The 18874-nt window shown below is 69.9% G+C and carries 19 protein-coding genes; 14 read left to right on the top strand and 5 right to left on the bottom strand.

All coding sequences use genetic code 11. The annotated features are described in order from the left end of the window. Window positions 1-2: 2 nt before the first annotated feature. From G3I19_RS08885 to G3I19_RS08855, 7 genes are all read left to right on the top strand, one after another. Window positions 3-569 carry a flavin reductase family protein gene (locus G3I19_RS08885; RefSeq protein WP_164261671.1) on the top strand — a complete coding sequence of 189 codons (567 nt, stop codon included), beginning with the start codon at window positions 3-5 and terminating at the stop codon, window positions 567-569. Beyond that, window positions 566-1318, top strand: a complete 753-nt coding sequence (locus G3I19_RS08880) for an enoyl-CoA hydratase/isomerase family protein (protein WP_164261668.1) — start codon at window positions 566-568, stop codon at window positions 1316-1318. Before G3I19_RS08885 ends, G3I19_RS08880 begins: the two co-directional genes overlap by 4 nt. Next, entirely contained in the window at window positions 1315-2235 is a 921-nt protein-coding gene (locus G3I19_RS08875) for a 1-deoxy-D-xylulose-5-phosphate synthase N-terminal domain-containing protein (RefSeq protein WP_164261664.1), read from the top strand. The genes G3I19_RS08880 and G3I19_RS08875 overlap by 4 nt, the downstream gene beginning before the upstream one ends. Beyond that, window positions 2228-3232, top strand: a complete 1005-nt coding sequence (locus G3I19_RS08870) for a transketolase C-terminal domain-containing protein (protein WP_164261661.1) — start codon at window positions 2228-2230, stop codon at window positions 3230-3232. The genes G3I19_RS08875 and G3I19_RS08870 overlap by 8 nt, the downstream gene beginning before the upstream one ends. A gap of 64 nt (window positions 3233-3296) precedes the next feature. Continuing rightward, on the top strand, window positions 3297-4667 hold the full coding sequence (locus tag G3I19_RS08865) for a Xaa-Pro peptidase family protein (RefSeq protein ID WP_164261658.1): 1371 nt from the start codon (window positions 3297-3299) through the stop codon (window positions 4665-4667). Between the two features lie 4 nt (window positions 4668-4671). After that, window positions 4672-5004: a Dabb family protein gene (locus G3I19_RS08860; RefSeq protein ID WP_164261655.1), complete on the top strand. Its 333-nt coding sequence runs from the start codon at window positions 4672-4674 to the stop codon at window positions 5002-5004. Next, window positions 5001-5882 (top strand): NAD(P)-dependent oxidoreductase, encoded by an 882-nt coding sequence (locus G3I19_RS08855; RefSeq protein ID WP_164261652.1) that lies wholly within the window; start codon window positions 5001-5003, stop codon window positions 5880-5882. Before G3I19_RS08860 ends, G3I19_RS08855 begins: the two co-directional genes overlap by 4 nt. 25 nt (window positions 5883-5907) lie before the next feature. On the opposite strand, the gene G3I19_RS08850 is transcribed toward G3I19_RS08855, so the two are convergent. Continuing rightward, entirely contained in the window at window positions 5908-6633 is a 726-nt protein-coding gene (locus G3I19_RS08850; RefSeq protein ID WP_164261710.1) for an IclR family transcriptional regulator, read from the bottom strand. 202 nt (window positions 6634-6835) lie between these two features. Here G3I19_RS08850 and G3I19_RS08845 point away from each other — a divergent pair, with 202 nt between their 5' ends. The 4 genes from G3I19_RS08845 (at window position 6836) to G3I19_RS08830 (ending at window position 11952) form a co-directional block, all read left to right on the top strand. Next, window positions 6836-7669, top strand: coding sequence for a fumarylacetoacetate hydrolase family protein (locus G3I19_RS08845; RefSeq protein WP_164261649.1), 834 nt, complete (start codon window positions 6836-6838; stop codon window positions 7667-7669). Beyond that, a complete protein-coding gene (locus tag G3I19_RS08840; protein WP_164261646.1) occupies window positions 7666-8637 on the top strand; it encodes an acetaldehyde dehydrogenase (acetylating) in 972 nt (323 codons plus the stop codon). The genes G3I19_RS08845 and G3I19_RS08840 overlap by 4 nt, the downstream gene beginning before the upstream one ends. Next, a complete protein-coding gene (gene dmpG, locus G3I19_RS08835; protein ID WP_275402708.1) occupies window positions 8634-9719 on the top strand; it encodes a 4-hydroxy-2-oxovalerate aldolase in 1086 nt (361 codons plus the stop codon). Before G3I19_RS08840 ends, dmpG begins: the two co-directional genes overlap by 4 nt. 208 nt (window positions 9720-9927) lie before the next feature. Then, a complete protein-coding gene (locus tag G3I19_RS08830; protein ID WP_164261642.1) occupies window positions 9928-11952 on the top strand; it encodes a family 20 glycosylhydrolase in 2025 nt (674 codons plus the stop codon). Between the two features lie 109 nt (window positions 11953-12061). On the opposite strand, the gene G3I19_RS08825 is transcribed toward G3I19_RS08830, so the two are convergent. From G3I19_RS08825 to G3I19_RS08815, 3 genes are all read right to left on the bottom strand, one after another. Next, the gene (locus G3I19_RS08825) at window positions 12062-12247 is read right to left on the bottom strand and encodes a tautomerase family protein (protein ID WP_164261638.1); all 186 of its coding nucleotides are present in this window, start codon (window positions 12245-12247) and stop codon (window positions 12062-12064) included. 69 nt (window positions 12248-12316) lie between these two features. Continuing rightward, the gene (locus tag G3I19_RS08820) at window positions 12317-13132 is read right to left on the bottom strand and encodes an IclR family transcriptional regulator (protein ID WP_164261635.1); all 816 of its coding nucleotides are present in this window, start codon (window positions 13130-13132) and stop codon (window positions 12317-12319) included. Between the two features lie 117 nt (window positions 13133-13249). Further along, the gene (locus G3I19_RS08815; RefSeq protein ID WP_164261631.1) at window positions 13250-13927 is read right to left on the bottom strand and encodes a hypothetical protein; all 678 of its coding nucleotides are present in this window, start codon (window positions 13925-13927) and stop codon (window positions 13250-13252) included. A gap of 230 nt (window positions 13928-14157) precedes the next feature. Here G3I19_RS08815 and G3I19_RS08810 point away from each other — a divergent pair, with 230 nt between their 5' ends. The 3 genes from G3I19_RS08810 to G3I19_RS08800 all read left to right on the top strand — a co-directional run bounded on the left by G3I19_RS08810 (window position 14158) and on the right by G3I19_RS08800 (window position 17290). Beyond that, window positions 14158-15456, top strand: coding sequence for an MFS transporter (locus G3I19_RS08810; RefSeq protein ID WP_203599347.1), 1299 nt, complete (start codon window positions 14158-14160; stop codon window positions 15454-15456). Window positions 15457-15487: 31 nt separating this feature from the next. Beyond that, window positions 15488-16270 (top strand): fumarylacetoacetate hydrolase family protein, encoded by a 783-nt coding sequence (locus G3I19_RS08805; RefSeq protein ID WP_164261629.1) that lies wholly within the window; start codon window positions 15488-15490, stop codon window positions 16268-16270. 240 nt (window positions 16271-16510) lie between these two features. Beyond that, window positions 16511-17290, top strand: coding sequence for a lysozyme (locus G3I19_RS08800; protein WP_239074081.1), 780 nt, complete (start codon window positions 16511-16513; stop codon window positions 17288-17290). Window positions 17291-17345: 55 nt separating this feature from the next. Here the strand turns inward: G3I19_RS08800 and G3I19_RS08795 are convergent, their stop codons facing one another. Next, a complete protein-coding gene (locus G3I19_RS08795; RefSeq protein WP_164261623.1) occupies window positions 17346-18827 on the bottom strand; it encodes a PucR family transcriptional regulator in 1482 nt (493 codons plus the stop codon). Window positions 18828-18874 lie beyond the last annotated feature (47 nt).

Genomic DNA, 18874 nt, shown 5'->3' with positions numbered 1-18874 from the left:
GCATGACCACCACACTCGTCAACTCCGCGACCGGACCGGTGGATTCGGCCCGCAAATTCCGCCACGTACTGGGGCACTACCCGACCGGAGTCACCGTGGTGACGGCGCTCGACGCCGAGCGGCAGCCGGTCGGCATGACCATCGGCAGCTTCACCTCGGTGTCGCTCCAACCCGCCCTGGTCGCCTTCTTCCCGGCCAGGACATCCAGCACCCTCCCCGCGATCCGTGAGCACGGAAGCTTCTGCGTCGACGTGATCGGGGCGCACCAGGAAGAGATCTGCGGGGCGTTCAGCCGCCCCGGCCCGGACCGCTTCAGGGGTCTGCGGTGGAGGCCCGCACCGTCGGGCGCCCCGATCCTGGACGGCGCGGTCGCCTGGATCGACTGCGAGGTCGACCGCGTCGACGACGCGGGGGACCACCACCTGGTCATGGGGCGGGTCAACGGACTCGAAGTGGAGTCGCCCGACAGGCCGTTGCTGTTCCTCCGGGGCGGCTTCGGCGCGTTCGCACCTCTCCGGCCGGCGGCCGCCACCGCGGCGGACCGGCCCGACGACAGGAGCACCTCATGACCGCGTCACCCGCACCCGGTACCGCCGGGACGTCGTCCGACCCCCGGGTCACCACGGTCCGGCGGTCCACCGCGACCTGGATCGAGTGGGACAACGGGACCACGAACCTGCTCGACCTCGAACTCACCGCCGCCATCAACGAGGCCCTGCTCGACGCCGAAGCGGATCCCGCCTGCGCGGTCGTCGTACTCGCGGGATCGCCCACCGCGTTCTGTGGCGGCGCCGATCTCGCGAAGCTGCGCAGGACAGGCACATCGACCGGATTCGCGGCCGAGGTGATCCGCCTCCTCAAGCTGGTGCCCGCCCTGCGGAAGCCGGTGATCGCCGCGGTACGGGGCGACGCCCTCGCCTCGGGGTTCTCCATTGCGCTGCTCGCCGATGTCACGGTGGCGGCGGACGGCACCCGCCTGGGAACGGTCGAAGTGGCCGGCGGGGGCTGGCCGATGATCGCTCAGGTCCCCGTCCTGCACACGCTGCCGCCCAAGCCGGCGCTCCTGAACGTGGTGACCGGAGTCCCCTTCGACGCGGGCCGGCTCCTGGACCTCGGCGTCATCGCGGACCTGGTGCCCGCTGCGGACGTCGACCGCCGCACCACCGAGTACGCGGATCTCATGGCCCGCGCAGGAACGCTCGCCGGGACCGGGCGCCGGGCCCTCAAGTCCATGAGCCTGTCGGCCGGTTACGAGGCCGACCTCGACGCCGCATACGACGGGTTCGTCGCGATGCTCAGCAGTAAGGACGGCACATGACCAGCACCGCTCACCGCACAGCTGACCGCCCCACTCAGGGCGCCGCTCGCAGCGCCACGAAGCCCGCGGAGCCGCCGGCGGAGAAGACGTCCGCGGAGACCGCACCCGCGCAGGCGGCGGATACGGTCGGGCAGATCGAGCGCCTGGCCCGCAGGATCCGGCTGCGCGCGGTGCGGATGATCGCCCCGCACGGCTTCGGCTACCTCGGGCAGGCCCTTTCCGCGGCCGAGACCATCGCCACGCTGCACACCGGTTTCTTCCGGCCGGGGACCGACCGTTTCGTCTGCTCGCCCGGCCACTACATCATCACGGCGTACGCGGCCGCCGCCGAGGCGGGCGTACTGGCGGACACGGAGCTGGCACGTTACGGGCAGGACGGCTCGGAGATCGAGGCGATCGGGACCGAGCGGTCCCCGGGTACCGACCTGACCTGCGGATCCCTCGCCCAGGGGCTGTCCGGCGGCGCCGGTTTCGCCCTCGCTGACCGCCTCAGGGGAGCGGAGGGAACCCGGCGGACCTTCGTCCTGGTCAGTGACGGCGAAGTGGAGGAGGGCCAGACCTGGGAAGCGGCCCTGTACGCGGCCCACCACCGGCTCGGCGACCTCGTCGTCCTGCTCGACGCCAATGACTCACAGGTGGACGGGCCGGTCAGCTCCCTCACCACCGTCGAACCACTGGCCGAGAAGTGGCGCTCCTTCGGGTGGTACGCCGAAGACGTCGACGGACACGACCCGGTGCAGCTGCTGCACGCCCTGGAGAAAGCGGTGGCCGACCCCCGCCCGGGCGTGGTGATCGCCCGGACCTCCACCACCCACGGCCTGTCCTGCCTGCCACCCGAAGCGGACGGCCACTTCATCAAGATGCCGGCCGGGCTGGCCGAGCTCGCTCTCGGCGAATTGGCGGACGACCATGCGTGAGGCCCCCTACCCGACCGTACTGAAGCCCTACGGCCGCGCCCTGGTCGAACTGGCCCGCAACCGCCCCGATGTCGTCTGCCTCTCCGGTGACCTCACCCGCCAGTGCGAGGTCGATCTGTTCCAGGAGGCGTTCCCGGACCGGTTCATCCACGCGGGGATGGCCGAGGCCAACATGATGTCCATGGCCGGGGCGCTCGCCAGGGAAGGGCTGATCCCGTTCGTGCACACCTTCGGTGTGTTCGCGACGCGTCGCCCCTACGACCAGGTGGTCAACGCGATCGCCTACCCGAACCTTCCGGTCCGCATCATCGGCTTCATGCCGGGGCTGTCCACCCCGGGCGGCCCCAGCCACCAGGCGATCGAGGACGTCGCGATCATGCGGGCCCTGCCCCATATGACGGTCGTCGACGTCGCCGACGCGGTCGAGATCGCCCAGGTGGTCCCGGCGATCGTGGACCACCCGGGACCGGTCTATCTGCGGCTGAAGCGCGGCGAGATACCGGTGGTCTTCGAGGAGGAGCATCGCTTCTCCCTCACCGCGGCACAGCACCTCGTCCCCGGCGGGGACGTCGTCCTGGTCACCAGCGGCATGATGCTGCCCGCGACCCTGCGGGCAGCGAACGTACTGGCCGCGGCCGGGGTGGCGGCCGGCGTGGTGAACGTACCCGTCATCAAGCCGCTCGACCGTGCCGGAATCCTGCGCTCCGTCGGATCCGCCCGAGCGGTGGTCACCGTCGAGAACCACACCGTCATCGGCGGCCTGGGCTCGGCCGTAGCCGAAGCCCTGGCCGAGTCGGGGGCCGGCGTGCCGCTGCGGCGGGTGGGCATCCAGGACACCTTCGCCGAGGGCTCGAAGTCCGGGCCCTATCTCTTCGAGAAGTACGGCCTGTCCACCCAGCACATCGTCGACACCGCCTGGTCGCTTCTCGGCCGGCCACCGGCGGCCCCGCGCGCACCGGAGAACCGGGCCGAGCAGGGCGAGTACGCACCCGTCTGAGCCACCGCCCGCACAGCGAACAACCGTCCGGGCTCCGCCCGGATCCGAAGAGGAGTCATCAACCATGCCGTCCCACAGCATTGCCTCACCCGGAGCCGTCCTCGGCGTGGACTGGGAGGAACGGGTCAACTTCGACCGGCTCCGCAGCGAGCGCCTGGCCCGCGCCATGCGGTCCCTGGAAACCTCCGGCCTGGGGGCCCTGGTGCTGTTCGACATGAACAACATCCGCTACACGACCGCCACCCACATCGGGAACTGGGCCCGTGACAAGCTCTTCCGCTGTGTGCTGCTGATGCGCGGCCACAGCCCGATCCTGTGGGACATCGGCTCGGCGGCCCGGCAGCACAGGACGCACGCGAGCTGGCTTCCCGCGGACAACTGGCGTGCGGGAATCTCCAGTTGGCGGGGCTCCATCCCCGAGGACGTGGGTGTCGAGGCGGGCAACGCCAAGCGGATCGCCGGTCTGCTGCGTGAGAACGGCCTGCACGACGAGCCGGTCGGCATCGACGTCGTCGAGATCCCCGTGCTGCGCGCACTGGAGCGTGAGGGTCTGCACATCGTCAACGGCCAGGAGCTGATGCAGCAGGCCCGCCGGATCAAGACCGTCGACGAGATCGCCCTGCTCGACCACTCCGCCGCGATGGTCGACGCCGCCTACGACGAGCTCTACCGGTCCCTCCATGTCGGCATGCGGGAGAACGACTGTGTCGCCCTGGTCAACAAGGTCCTCTACGAGCTGGGTTCGGAGGAGGTCGAAGCCGTCAACGCGATCTCCGGTGAGCGGTGCAGCCCCCACCCGCATGTGTTCAGCGACCGGATCACCCGCCCCGGCGACACCGCCTACTTCGACATCATCCACTCCTTCAACGGCTACCGGACCTGCTACTACCGCACACTCAACGTGGGAAGCTCCAACGCCCAGCAGCGGGACGCCTACCAGCGCGCCCGTGACGCCATCGACGAGGCCATCAGCGCGGTGCGACCGGGTGCCACCACCGCCGATGTGGCGCGGGCGCTGCCCAGCGCGGCGGACCTCGGCTACGGGAGCGAGGAGGAGGCGTTCGGCCTCCAGTACTGCCACGGCATCGGGCTCTCGGTCTGGGAGCAGCCGCTGATCAGCCGCTACCACTCGCTTGAGCACCCGGTGCCGGTCGAGGAAGGCATGGTGTTCGCGCTGGAGACCTACTGGCCGACCAAGGACGGCTCGTCGGCGGCCCGTATCGAGGAGGAGGTCGTGGTCACCGCGGACGGCCCGAGGGTCATCACCCGCTTCCCGGCCGACGAACTCCTGGTGGCGGGGACGCGCTACTGGAACGGCTTCTCCTTCGCGGTCGACCGGTCGGACCGGGCGGACAGGGGGGACGACGGAGACGGAGCGGGCCGGGGCGCTGCGTCGTACGCGGGCCGGAGCAGCGACACCAACGGAACGGAGTAGCCGGATGCTGGAGCACTATGTCGTCCTCAAGCCCCACCCGGGCCGCGAGCAGCAACTCACCGAAGCCCTCAGGGAACTCGCGGCCGGCATCGGCGGCGGTGTCACCGGGCTGCGGCATCTCACATGGGGCGAGAACACCAATGCGTCCGGGCTTGCCCGCGGCTACACCCACGGATGCCTCGGCCGTTTCGACACCGCCCGGGCGTTCGACGCCTACTGGGTCCACCCCGCGCACCAGTTGTTCATGTCCCGGCTCGACGAGATCTGCTCCGAGAGGTTCGCGATGGACTACGCGACCGACCCGGCACCCCCAGGCGAAAGCCAGGACCGGACATGAGGGCCGACATCGGCTTCGTCGGACTGGGGACCATGGGCCGGCCCATGGCGCGGCGCCTGCTGGAGGCCGGGCACCGTGTCACCGTCTGGAACCGCTCCCCGGCACCGGTGGAGGAGCTGGCCCGGCAGGGCGCGGTCCCTGCCGGGTCGCTCCGGGAGGTCTTTGCCAGGCCGGTCGTGTTCTCCATGCTGGCGGACGACGACAGCGTCCGCCGGCAGGTGGTCGAGACCGGTGTGCTCACCGACGCGGCATGCGGCGTGCACATCAACATGGCGACGGTGTCCACCGCGTTCGCCCTTGAACTCGCCGCCCGGCACCGTGAGCACGGCATCGGGTATGTCGCCGCTCCCGTGCTCGGCCGGGCAGAGGTGGCCGCAGTCGGCGCCCTGCACATTCTGGCGGCGGGCGACCCACAGCGGCTCGCCGAGCTGGAACCGCTGCTGCTGACGATGGGCCGCCGGATCTGGAACCTGGGATCCGGGCCCGAACGCGCGAACGCCGTGAAGATCGCCGTCAACTTCACGGTGGCGAACGCCATCGAGTCGATCAGCGAAGCCTGCGCCCTGGTCGAGTCGTTCGGTGTCGAGCGCACGCTGTTCGCGGAGGTGATGACCGGGACCGTGCTGCCGGGCCCCGTCTACACCGCCTACGGAGCACTGGTCGCGAACCGGACCTATGAGCCGCCCGGCTTCACCGCTCGCCTCGGGCTCAAGGACGTCCGCCTGGCCCAGGCCGCCGCGGCGGCGAACAACGTCCCGCTCCCTCTGGCCGGGCTCGTACATGACGCCCTGCTCCAGGCGCTGGCCAAGGGGTGGGGCGAGCAGGACTGGGCGGTGCTGTCGGAGGTGGCCAGGGACAGAGCCGGGCTGGCCCCCTGACGGCTGGCGGGGGGGGGGAGGGTGCTCACACCCCGTTCCGCAGCACACGCGACAGACCGAGTGCCGCCGTCCGTACCGCTGGTGCGAGTTGCGCGGGATGGTAGCGGTCCATCGGTACGGCGACCGACAGGGCCGCCACCGCGGTGCCGCCTCCGGCGAAGACGGGGGCCGCGATGCAGTTCACCCCGAGGGTGGCCTCCTGCTCCTCGTACGCCATGCCCGACACCTGCGTCTGCTCGATCTCGGTGCGCAGCCGTGCCGGATCGGTCAGTGAGTGCGGGGTCAGTCCGGGGAGCGGCGTGCCGAGCACCTCGTCGAGCAGCTCGGGCCGGGCGAAGGCCAGGAGCGCCTTGCCCACCCCCGTGCAGGTGAGGGGGAGGCGGCCGCCGATCCGGGAGGGCAGGGGCAGGACATCGTGGCCATGGATCCGCTCCAGGTACACGACCTCGTGGTGCTCGCGGATTCCGAAGTGCACGGTCTCCCGGGTGGCTTCGAACAGATCCTGGAGGAAGGGCAGCGCCGACTCCCGCAGATCGAGGCGCCTCGGCACGAGTGTGCCCAGCTCGAAGAGCTTCCCACCCAGCTGGTACCGGTCTCCCGAACGTTCCAGCAGCCCCAGGCGTACGAGGTCGGTCGCCAGCCGGTGCACGGTGGTCTTCGACAGTCCTGTGCGCACCGTCAGTTCCGCCAGACGGTATGAGCCGCCTGCCTCCTGAAAGCAATCCAGGACAGAAACCGCCTTTTCGAGCATATTGCCGACCACGCTGTTCCGTGTCATGGAACGAAGTTTGTCACCTCCGCGACGCTCCCTCTATACCGAGGACATCGACTCGTCACCGAGGACATCGACTCGTCGTTCCCGGGGGCGCCGCCCCCGCACACCACTCCCCGTACCGGAGGTTCCGTATGTCCGTGCCGCGCATCCGCTCCCAGCGAGCCCTCCGCAGGTGCCCATGACCACCCCGTCCGCCCCGGAGGCGGTCCGCGAAGCGGCCGACGCCCTCGCGCGGGCCGAGCGGACCGGCATCCCCTGTCCTCCCGTACGCGATCTGGTGGCCGCCGGGGACATCGTGGCCGCCTACGCCGTACAGCGGGAGAACATCCGGCGCAGGACCGCCCAGGGGCGCCGGGTGGTCGGCCGCAAGATCGGCCTGACCTCACCCTCCGTCCAGCGCCAGCTCGGCGTCGACCGGCCGGACTACGGAGCCCTGCTGTCCGACATGGCCGTGTCCGACGGCGGGGTGATTCCGGCAGGCCGGCTGCTCCAGCCGAAGGTCGAGGCCGAGGTCGCCCTCGTCCTGGGGGCGGACCTCACGCACCCGGAGCCCACCGTGGCCGATGTGCTGCGCGCCACCGAGTTCGCGCTGCCCGCTCTGGAGATCGTCGACAGCAGGATCGCCGCCTGGGACATCAGCATCGTCGACACCATCGCCGACAACGCCTCCTCGGGTCTCTTCGTCCTCGGCGGCGTGCCCGTACCCCTGCACTCCGTCGACCTGCGGTCGGTGCGGATGACCCTCACCAGGGACGGCGAGCAGGTCTCCGAAGGCCGCGGCAGCGACTGCCTGGGCGGCCCGCTCAACGCCGCCGTCTGGCTGGCGTCGGCGCTCGCCGCTGTGGGAGATCCGCTGCGCGCCGGCGACATCGTGCTGACCGGTGCGCTGGGGCGGATGGCCGTGGCCTCGCCCGGCGACACCTTCGAGGCCCGGATCTCCGGTCTCGGTTCCGTGCAGGCCGGCTTCGGCCCGGACGTTCCCGCCACACCGCAGCAGGGAGACCAGAAGTGAGCAGCGCAGAGTCCGGTGTCCCCACGAAGGTCGCCGTCATCGGCTCGGGCAACATCGGCACCGACCTCATGATCAAGGTGCTGCGTCTCTCCGAGCGCCTGGAAATCGTGGCCATGGCGGGCATCGACCCCGATTCGGACGGCCTGGCCCGCGCCCGCCGTCTGAAGGTCGCCACCACCCACGAGGGTGTCGAGGGCCTGGTGAAGATGGATGAGTTCGCCGACGTCGAGATCGTCTTCGACGCCACATCGGCCGGAGCCCACCGCCACCACGAGGAGGTGCTGCGCCCCCTCGGCCGTACCCTCATCGACCTCACCCCGGCCGCCATCGGCCCCTACCTGGTGCCTCCGGTCAACGGCGAAGCCCACCTCGGCGCCCCGAACGTCAACATGGTCACCTGCGGCGGCCAGGCCACCATCCCGATGGTCGCCGCGGTGAGCGCCGTCACCCCGGTCCACTACGGGGAGATCGTCGCCTCCATCGCCTCCCGCTCCGCGGGCCCCGGCACGCGGGCGAACATCGACGAGTTCACCGAGACCACCTCCCACGCCATCGAGCAGGTCGGCGGCGCGGCCCGCGGCAAGGCGATCATCGTCCTCAACCCGGCCGAACCCCCGCTGATCATGCGGGACACCGTCTACTGCCTGGTCTCCGACTGCGACCGGGACGCGGTGCGGACCTCCGTGGAGCAGATGGCGGAGACAGTCCGTACGTACGTGCCCGGCTACCGACTCAAGCAGCAGGTGCAGTTCGATCCGGTCACCGACGACGACCCGCTGCGCAGCCTGCTGCCCGCGGGCGCCGCGGCCGGACCGGCGCTGAAGGTGTCCGTGTTCCTGGAGGTCGAGGGCGCCGCCCACTACCTCCCCGCCTACGCGGGAAACCTCGACATCATGACCTCGGCCGCGCTGCGCACCGCGGAGCGTATGGCCGCACACCGCTCGTCCCGTGAGGTGGCGCCCCGATGACCACGCAGACCGGCAACACACCCACGCAGGCCGGCAACTCACCCGCGCGGACCGGCGACTCACCCACCCTGTACGTTCAGGACGTCACGCTGCGGGACGGGATGCACGCCATCCGGCACCGCTACACCACCGATCAGGCGCGCACGATCGCCACCGCCCTGGACACGGCCGGGGTCGCCGCCATCGAGATCGCCCACGGCGACGGGCTGGCCGGCTCCAGCATCACCTACGGCATCGGAGCCCACACCGACTGGGAGTGGATCGAAGCAGTCGTCGACGCCACCCGCACCGCCGTGCCCACCACACTGCTGCTGCCCGGCATCGGCACGCTGCACGACCTCAGGCAGGCGCACGCGCTCGGGATCAGGTCGGTCCGTGTCGCCACCCACTGCACCGAGGCCGACATCTCCGCCCAGCACATCGCCGCGGCACGCGAGCTGGGCATGGACGTCGCGGGGTTCCTGATGATGTCCCACATGGCGGAGCCCGCCGAACTCGCCCGCCAGGCACGGCTGATGGAGTCGTACGGCGCACACTGCGTCTACGTCACCGACTCGGGCGGCCGCCTCACCATGGACGGTGTCCGCGACCGCGTCCGCGCCTACCGTGACGTCCTCGGCCCGGCCACCGGGATCGGCATCCACGCCCATCACAACCTCGCACTGGGCGTGGCCAATACCGTGGTTGCCGTGGAGAACGGTGTCACCCGGGTGGATGCCTCGCTGGCCGGCCAGGGCGCGGGCGCGGGCAACTGTCCGCTGGAGGCGTTCATCGCGGTCGCCGACCTGATGGGCTGGGAGCACGGCTGCGAGCTGTTCCCGCTCATGGACGCGGCCGACGACATCGTCCGCCCGCTCCAGGACCGCGAGGTCCGGGTCGACCGCGAGACGCTGACCCTCGGCTACGCGGGTGTGTACTCCAGCTTCCTGCGCCATGCCGAGGCTGCCGCCGAACGTCATGGTCTCGACACCCGAAGCATCCTCGCCGAGGTCGGCCGACGGAAGATGGTCGGCGGCCAGGAGGACATGATCACCGATATCGCGCTGGACCTGGTGGCGGGCTCGGGGCGGACAGGGCAGTAGGACTGCTAGTAGGACTGCCACGGTGGCGGCTCACTGTCACCGTGGCAGTCCGGAGTCATGCCCACGCCCCCAGAACTCCTGAGCGGAGTTGTTCGCAAGCTCGCCTTTTGAGTCATGTGCGTGCACTTTCCCTGGACTGCCATCGAGTCCGGCTCTATCGTCTGACGTCGGATGTCAGAGAGTCGTCGACTTCGGGACGGTAGCGCTCATGAGACGTTTCATCCGGCATGTTCTGTCGGTCGTACTACTCGTCGCCGGCCTGGCGCCGCTCGGCGCCACCGGTACCGCCTCCGCCACCGAATCCACCACCGAATCCGCCAATTCCGCCCCGGCCGTTCAGCCCGGTATCCGCGAATGGCGGGGCGGGCACGGCATGTTCCACCTGGGCCCCCGTTCGCGGATCGTTCTGGACGGCTCCGGCGCCGGTCAACTCCGTTCCACCGCACGTACGTTCGCGACCGACCTGTCCGCTCTCACCGGGCACACCCTCCCCCTCGTCACGGGACGCCCCAGGGGTGGCGACATAGCGTTGCGCGCCGACAGCACCGACACCCAACTCGGTCCCCAGGGTTATGCGTTGGACATCGATGAGGTGCTCGCGGTGGATGCCACCGGAGACACCGGTGTGTTCTACGCGACCCAGACCATCGAACAGGCCATCAAGCTCGACGGCCACCACACCTCGGTCCCGCACGGCACCGCACGCGACTGGCCCGACGTCGAGCAGCGCGCCCAGATGCTCGACGTGGGCCGCAAGTTCTTCCCCCTCAGCTATCTCAAGACGCAGATACGCGACATGGCCTGGCAGAAACTCACCACCTTCCATCTGCACCTGACCGACTGGTCCGGCTTCCGCATCCGGCTGCCCCAATTCCCCGGGCTTGCGTCCGCCGACTCCTACACCCCGGCCGAGCTGCGGGAACTGCAGGACTACGCCCGTACGTACCACGTCGACGTCATCCCCGAGATCGACCTGCCCGGCCACTCCACCCCGCTCACCGCCTACGATCCGACCCTGCGCTTCGCCTGTTCCTCGATGGACCACGCGACCTGGCCGGGCGGCGAACGCGGCGGCTGGACCCTGGACATCACGAAACAGCACACCCGCGATTTCGTGCACGGGCTCCTGGAAGCCGTCATCCCCCTCTTCGACAGCAAGTACGTCCATGTCGGCGGCGACGAGATCGGCCTGGACGACAAGAAGAACTCCTGCCCGGAGCTCGTCTCCTACAAGAACGCCCGTGGGTTCGGCTACACCGGGGACGTCTTCGTCGACTTCCTCAACACCCTGAACAAGCAGATACGTTCGCACGGCAAGACCACGGAGGCGTGGGAGTGGTGGGACCAGTACGGCCAGCAGTCCTCCATCGCACCCGACAGGACGATCGTCCTGGACGACTACATCGACAGCGACCCGGCGCCACTGGTCGCCAAGGGCTACACCGTGGTCGCCACACCTGAGCCTGTGCTGTACGTGAGCCCCGGTTTCGGGCAGAAGCCCGGCGAGTACGGCTACGTCGACATCCGTGACACCTACGAGAACTACGCGTTCCCGACACCGGCGACGGGGGGCGGACGCGTCCTCGGCTACAAGGTCGCGCGGTGGTCGGACAGCGCGGAAACACAGAGCACCGCGTTCTTCGACCACTTCGCGCGCAGACCGTTGCAGGTGCTGGCCACGCGTACCTGGGGATCGCCACGTGCCGCATCCGCGTGGGCGTTCCTCGGCCGGGTGGACGCCGTCGGCGGCCCGCCCGGCAGCACCACCGACTACCTCAGCGCCCTGCCCAAGGCCGGGATGACGGTCACCACCGACAGCGAGGAGACCACCGGGGAGGACGGGCGGGCCGGCAACATCCTCGACGACGACCCTTATACGTGCTGGCACACCGCCTACACCCCGGCGGCGGCACCGATGCCGCACCATGTCACCGTCGGCCTGGGCGCCGAGCGGCAGCTCGCCGGGTTCCGTTACCTGCCCAGGCAGGACGCGGCGCCCAACGGCCGTATCGGCGACTGGACCTTCGCCGTCAGCTCCGACGGCACCACCTGGCGCACGGTCGCCCGGGGGGCCTTCGCCAACGACCAGACGGAGAAGGAGATCACCTTCCCGAGAACCGGGGCACGCTACGTCCGGCTCACCGCGACCTCTGCCGCGAACGGCCTCGCGTACGCGGGAGCGTCCGAGCTGACCCTGCTGCGACCCGCTTCCGCCGGCCCCGGACGTCGGTAGAGCCCGGTGCGGTCTCCGCCGGCAGCGGCGGTGGGCCGCATCCTGTCCGGGGCGGTGGCGGACACGTCAGCTTCGGTGCGAAGCCGCGGTCGAGGCGGGCCGGGGCGCGTTATCCGTCGCTCTTCAGCCGGTCGCCGACGGCGAACCGGTCGGGCTCCGTCTCGTGGACCATCACCCGGACGCTCTCCAGCGGCGCGTCCAGGGTGCGTGCGGCGGTCCTGGCGAGCTCGCGTACGCACGCGCGGATCTTCTCGTCATCGCGGCCCTTGACCAGTGTGACCTGGATGATCGGCATGGAACCTGCTCCTTGCTGGGATGGGTGTCGTGCGTTTCGGGTCGACCCGAGGCCGGCCCGGCGGCGGGCTCACACCGGACGGCCGTGGCCGAACTCCCGGGACAGCTCAGCGGCGCCGGTCGTGACGGCGGTGATGACCTCGTGCGGCGGCGGGTCGGGCAGGTAGTGGATGGAGGCCACCACGGCCAGTGTGCAGATGACGCCGCCGTCGGCCGAGAACACGGGCGCCGCCACGGTGTTGATGCCGCGGTAGGTCTCCTCGGGCGCCGAGGCCCAGCCCCGGCGCCTGACCGTGCCGATCTGCTGCCACAGCACATCCTGGTCCACCACGGTGCTCGGAGTGCGCTGTTCGTCGAGGAGCCCGCCCCACTGCTTCAGCTGGTCGGGTGAGGCGAACGCCAGCCCCACCTTGCCCTGCGCGGAGCTGTTGTAGGAGAACTGCGTACCGGGGTTGAGGACCACGTCGATCGGTGATCCGCCGGGCAGTACTTCGGTGACCGTGACGCCCGCGTCGGTGAGCTGTGAGAACACGATGGTCTGGGAGACCTGGTCGCGCATCCGCCGCATGACCGGCTTGGCCAGGGAGACGAGCTGGGCACGCGCCTCGATGTGCTGGCCCAGCAGCACCAGCCGCCACCCCGGCTCGTAGCGCCTGGTGCCGGAGTTCTGGGACAGGAATCCGGCCTGCCGCAGATTCGAGACATGCCGGTGCACGCGCGCCTTGGGGAGACCGAGGGCGTTGGCGAGTTCGGTGACGCCCCAGGAGCCGTTGCCCTTGAGCAGGGTCTCCAGGAGCAGCAGCGGAAGCAGCGTCGGCGAGGGGGAGTCGCTCCGTCCGGCAGGCGGATCGTCCTGCTGTGGTGTCGGTGCCTGTTCCTCGCTCAAGCCCTTGGCTCCCCGGTTCGGTCGCGGACGACGGATGGTCTGCGGCGCCGGCCCTCTCGGCCGCCGCCGTATGAGGCGCGGTGCGCGGAGCACCGCACATGATCGTAGTCAAGCGCCTCAGGTGCCGGACGCCAGGACCTGCTCCGCCAGGACACGGTACTTCTGGGTATTGGGCTTGGCGCGGTCCTCCGGCTCGACGATCCGGATCGAGCTGACGCCCTTGTTCTGCTTGGGCAGCAGGAAGCACCGCACGAACGTCGTCGGCCGGCGTTCCGTGGTGGGGGCGCGCACGGGGAGTACGCCCTGCTCGGCCCAGGCGTCCCCCGGCAGGTGGGTGGCGGAGGTGCCCTCGGTCTCGATGGTGATCTCGCCGTCCAGGACCACACGGATACCGGGCCCCTGGTGCAGATGTGTCAGCGCGGTGCCGCCTGCGGGGAAGCGCACCGTGTCGCACCGCATCAGCCAGGTGTACCGGTCGTCGAAGTCGAAGGCGGCCCGCAGCTTGAGGGTGCTGTCGGCCTCAGGGGCCGAGCGGAAACGGAAGTCCCGCTCGTCGGCGTCCCCGTCGGCCAGCTCCCACCTCCACAGCACGGTGTCCTCGTCACCGGCCGCCAGGGTGGCCTCCTTGCCGGCGACCAGGGCGGCGCCCTCCCACAGGAAGCGGCTGCCGTCGTCGCCGATCACGTCGACCGACCCCGACCGTACGTAGACGGCGCGGGCGCCTGCGGGCAGATACACCGGCTTGGCCCCGGCGGGGAGGGTGTCCTCGAACAACAGGAGGGTTCGCTGAGTCATGTCGGTCTTCCACTCCGTCTCTGTCGCCGCCGCCACTCGACCGAGTAGCTTCTGCGGCTCCGTATGTCGCGGTGAACGATACATGCGTACTGGTCACTGTGACAGATAGAGTTGCCGTGTTAACTTCGTCGCGCACATCGATATTGCTGTCTCGTTGAGCAATACGGGACTGTTTGAGTGGCTGTCATCCGACCGGTATCAGGACAGGACGGCCAGGCGAAGGAGTGGGTGTGGCACAAGGCAACGGACCCGATGCGGCGACGGACACCGGTCGCTGGTTCAGAAACAGGAGCAGGAACCAGTGGCGTACGTTCTGGGCCGCCTACCTGGGCTGGATGCTCGACATCATGGACTTGATGATCTTCTCGATGGTCATCACCTACATCATCAAGGACTTCCACACCGACCAGGGGCTGGCCGGTCTGATCGCGTCCCTCACGCTGGTGGCCTCCGCGTTCGGCGGCCTCATATTCGGCTTCCTCGCCGACCGGTTCGGGCGGACCAAGTCGATGATGGCCAGCATCCTGTGCTACTCCGTGGGGACACTGCTCTGCGGCTTCACCACGGGCGTGCCCACGCTGATGATCGCGCGCCTGATCGTGGGGCTGGGCATCGGAGGTGAGTGGGGCGCGGGTACCGCCCTGCTCTCCGAGAGCTGGCCGGCGCGCCACCGCGGCAAGGTCATCGCGTGGGTGCAGAGCGCGTTCGCCACCGGTTACGCCGCGGCCGCCGTCGTGACCCTGCTCGTGGTCCCGGCGCTCGGCTGGCGGTGGGCGTTCTTCGTCGGCGCGGCCCCCGCGGTGCTCGCCTTCTGGGTACGCCGCGGAACCAAGGAGTCCGAGGCATGGACATCGGCGAGTGAACGTCTGAGCCCCAAGCAGTCCTTCCGGCGCCTGTTCGCGGAACGGCCGGGGACCGTGGTGGTGTGCCTGGCCTTCACCACGGCGGCCATGTTCGGCTACTGGGGGCTCTTCACCTGGATTCCCAGTTATCTGTCGACTCCCGTCGCCGACGGCGGGCGGGGAATGAGCCTGGCGGACTCCACCACCTGGATCGTGGTGATGCAGATCGGCGCCGCCGTGGGCTTCGTGACCTTCGGCTACGTCGCAGACCGCTTCGGGCGCCGCACGGCGTTCCTCGTGTACTTCCTCGTCGCTGCGCTGTGCATCCCGGTGTTCTTCATGCTGCAGAACCAGATCGCCATGATGCTCTTCGGGGCCGTCATGACCCTCTTCGGGACCGGCTTCTACTCGGGCTTCGGACCGACCTTCGCCGAACTCTTCCCGACCGAGATCCGCGCTTTCGCGCAGGGCTTCATCTACAACGGCGGGCGGGCGCTGAGTGCGCTCGCGCCGGCTGTCGTCGGATTCCTGGCCGACTCCGCGGGAGCGTCGCTGGCGATGACGGGGACCGCCGTGTTCTACCTGCTGGCGGCCGTCGTGGTCTTCTTCTTCCTTCCTGAGACCGCGAACCGGAAACCGGGCCTCGAAACCGGTACCGAAGCCAGCGCACAGACCACCGCACGCTGACCGAACCCACCTACCGATACGGAGCCCGTCAATGACCCAGTGGACTACGGAAAAGGTCGCCCGAGAACTGCTCGGCGCGGAACACGAGCGCCGGGACCGTGACCCCTTCACCGACGCATGGCCGGACTTCTCCCTGGCCGACGCCTACGCCGCACAGGACCGTCTGCTCGACCTCAAGCGGGAGCAGGGCGAGCGGGTCATCGGCGTCAAGCTGGGGCTCACCTCACGCGCCAAGCAGCAGCGGATGGGAATCTCCTCCCCGCTGACCGCATGGCTCACCGACGCGATGGTCCTCCCGCAGGGCGAGCCCGTCCCGCTCGGCGAACTCATTCACCCGCGTATCGAGCCCGAGATCGTGTTCGTCATGGGAGAACGGCTGGAGGGCCCGGGAGTCACCGGTGCGACCGCCCTCGCGGCGGTGCGCTCGGTCCACGCCGGGTTCGAGATCATCGACTCCAGGTACCGGGACTTCCGCTTCCGTCTGCCCGACGTGGTGGCCGACAACGCCTCCTCGTCGCGTCTCGTCGTGAACCCCACCGGATACCCCGTTGCGGACCTCGATCTCGCCCTGGAAGGCTGCGTGTTCCGCGTCGACGGTGAGGTGGTCGACACCGCTACCGGGGCCGCGGTCCAGGGGCACCCGGCGGAGGCGCTGGCGCTGGCCGCGAACTCACTCGCGGCGCGAGGGCAGGCGATCGAAGCCGGTGCGCTGGTCCTCACCGGGGGCCTGACCGACGCCGTGACCGTCACGGAGGGCACGCACGCCGTGGCCGACTTCACCCGTCTCGGCTCGGTGAGCGTGGCCGGCAGGTGAGTGCCGGCAGGTGAGTCCCGGCAGGTGAGCACCGGTCGCTGGGCGTCGCCCCGGAGGTCCGGCCGCACTGCCGCCGCGTCAACCGTACGACATATCGGGTGATATGAGCTGGGTCCTCCGCGCGCCTGCCGGAGTGTCCCCCCGGACTCCCCGCAGGCTGGGCTCGACCCTTGGAGGAGTCTCATGTCTGTGACCGCCTGTACGCCTCGCCGGAGGTCGACCGTTCTGGCCGCTCTGGCCATGGGTGTTCCTGCCCTTGCTCTCGTGTTGTCCAGTGCCGCGGGCGCCGCCGCCGGCGTCACCGAGCCCTCACACCCCGGGGACGACTTCGCCGGCTCCCAGATCCTCAGGCATGAGGGCACCAGCAGGAGCGGCGTCGCGCTCACCGGCGCCCGGGGGACGGAGGGTGTCGACGTCAGCAGCCATCAGGGCAGCGTCGCATGGTCCCCGCTGTGGAAGTCCGGCGTGAAGCTGGCCTACATCAAGGCGACGGAGTCCACGAGTTACACGAACCCGTCCTTCGCCCAGCAGTACAACGGGTCGTACAAAGCCGGCATCATCCGGGGTGCCTACCACTTCGCCACCCCCAACACGTCGAGCGGCGCTACGCAGGCCAAGTACTTCCTGGCACACGGCGGAGGCTGGTCCAAGGACGGCAAGACCCTGCCGGGCGCTCTGGACATGGAGTACAACCCCTACGGCGCCACCTGCTACGGACTGAGCCACCAGGGGATGGTCAACTGGGTCAGGGACTTCTCCAAGACCTACAAGGCGAAGACCGGCCGGGACGTCGTGCTGTACACCTCCACCAACTGGTGGAAGTCCTGCACGGGCAACAACTCCGGTTTCGGCAAGACCAATCCGCTGTGGGTTCCGAACTACGGGTCGTCCGTCGGAGCCCTGCCCGCGGGCTGGAAGTACCAGACCATTTGGCAGTACACGTCCAAGGGGGCCGGGGTCGGCGACCATGACCGGTTCAACGGCAGTCTCGACCGTGTGAAAGCCCTCGCGAACGGCTGACCGGCGGGAGACCCGCAGCGGTCGGGCCGGCTCCGCCCGGGCCGGCTCGCCGTGGTTACCCGTGGGACTGCTGATGCAGGATGAGAGCGGTGCAGAGGTCGCTCTGGTCGTCCGGGTCGGACACCCGGCGGCCGGTGAGTGCCTCTGCCCGTTCGATCCGGTAGTGAACGGTGTTCACGTGGAGATGCAGGGCCGCCGCCGTGCGGGTCCACGACGCCCCGTTCTCCAGGAACGTCGCCAGCGTCAGCAGCAGTTCGGTGCCCTTCGCGGTGTCATAACTGATCACCGGGCCTATCGTGCGCATCCGGTAGGCGTGCGACACGGGAGCGGGCACCCCCTCCAGGAGCGTACTGAGACGCGTGAGGGCGGCGCCTGTGCGGACCCGGGGCCCGGCGCCCGGTCGTCGGCCGGCGGCATCCGCGAGGAAACGAGCCCCGTGCACAGCCGGGGCGAGATCGCTGGGACGGGCACCCGGGCCGACGCCCACCGCGATGGTGACGTCGTCGACGAGCCTCTGCAGAGCGGGCAGTTGCCCGGACAGCAGGGGGGCGAGCCGGTCAGGCGGCGCGGCGACGAAACCGACCGCCTCGGCGGCTCCACCCGGGCACACGGCGAAATCCACCGCGCATGCTTCGAGCAGCTCGTTGGCCGCGTCCACGGCCCAGGAGGCCGGCGCACCGGGTGTTCTCACCACGACCGGTGTGAGTGCGACGTCGCCGGGCAGGCCGCACGCGTGCACGGCCCCCGATCCCGCCGGAGCGCCCTTCGTGCCGAGGCCGGCGAGCAGCTCCCCGGCCGCCGCGCCACGGGCAGTGAGCCGCTCCCGGTGCTGCGTCAGCCTGGTGGCGAACAGGGCGGCCAGCTCGTTGAGTACGGGCCAACGGCGTGAGCCGACCGCTCGGGCCGTGCGCAGCCACCAGCCGTCGAACGGTGATTCCTGACCCGGTGTGACCGGCGCCTGGGTGCCCTGCTGGCCGTCCGCGGTGTACGGGGCACTGCTCGCGATCACCCGGCCTGCGGGGGAGACCAGCGCGAGCTCCGGGAGTTCGAGGCGCTCGACCGCCGTTCTGAGCACCGCGCCGACCGGGGCCGCGGAGGTGATGCCGGTGAGGAGTTCGTCCCTGACGATCGACGGCAGTGCCGGGGCGCCGGACTCCCGTATGTCGGCCCACAGCCACACATAGATCCGGTCGAGGACGGCGCGGAACGTGGTGCTCTGCGGCACCGAGAAGAGCGGCAGCTCATGGTCCCGGCACGCGTCGAAGAGCTCATCGGGGATCGCGCCGTGCACACCTTCTCCGGCGATCAGCGCGACCGCCCCCGCGGCCCGGAGCGCCGAGACGAAGGCCCGCGCCGCCCCGCGGTGGTCCGGCTGCCACCAGACCAGTCCGGTCAGAACGATCTCCCCCGGCGACAGATACGTCGACGGATTCTCCATGTCGGACGTCGTGACACCGGTGACGGTCCGCCGCAGCGCACGAGGGGGCGCCCACAGCGGTGCCACCCCGAGGTCGGCGAGTTCCAATACCTGTTTCACCTGCACGGAGCCATCACTATCAGACCCGGCGTGACACCTCACCCGGC

It is taken from the genome of Streptomyces sp. SID10853 (assembly GCF_010548145.1).
Classification (GTDB): domain Bacteria; phylum Actinomycetota; class Actinomycetes; order Streptomycetales; family Streptomycetaceae; genus Streptomyces.
The sequence above is the reverse complement of the archived record's forward strand: the minus strand, read 5'-3'. Positions and strand labels throughout refer to the sequence as shown.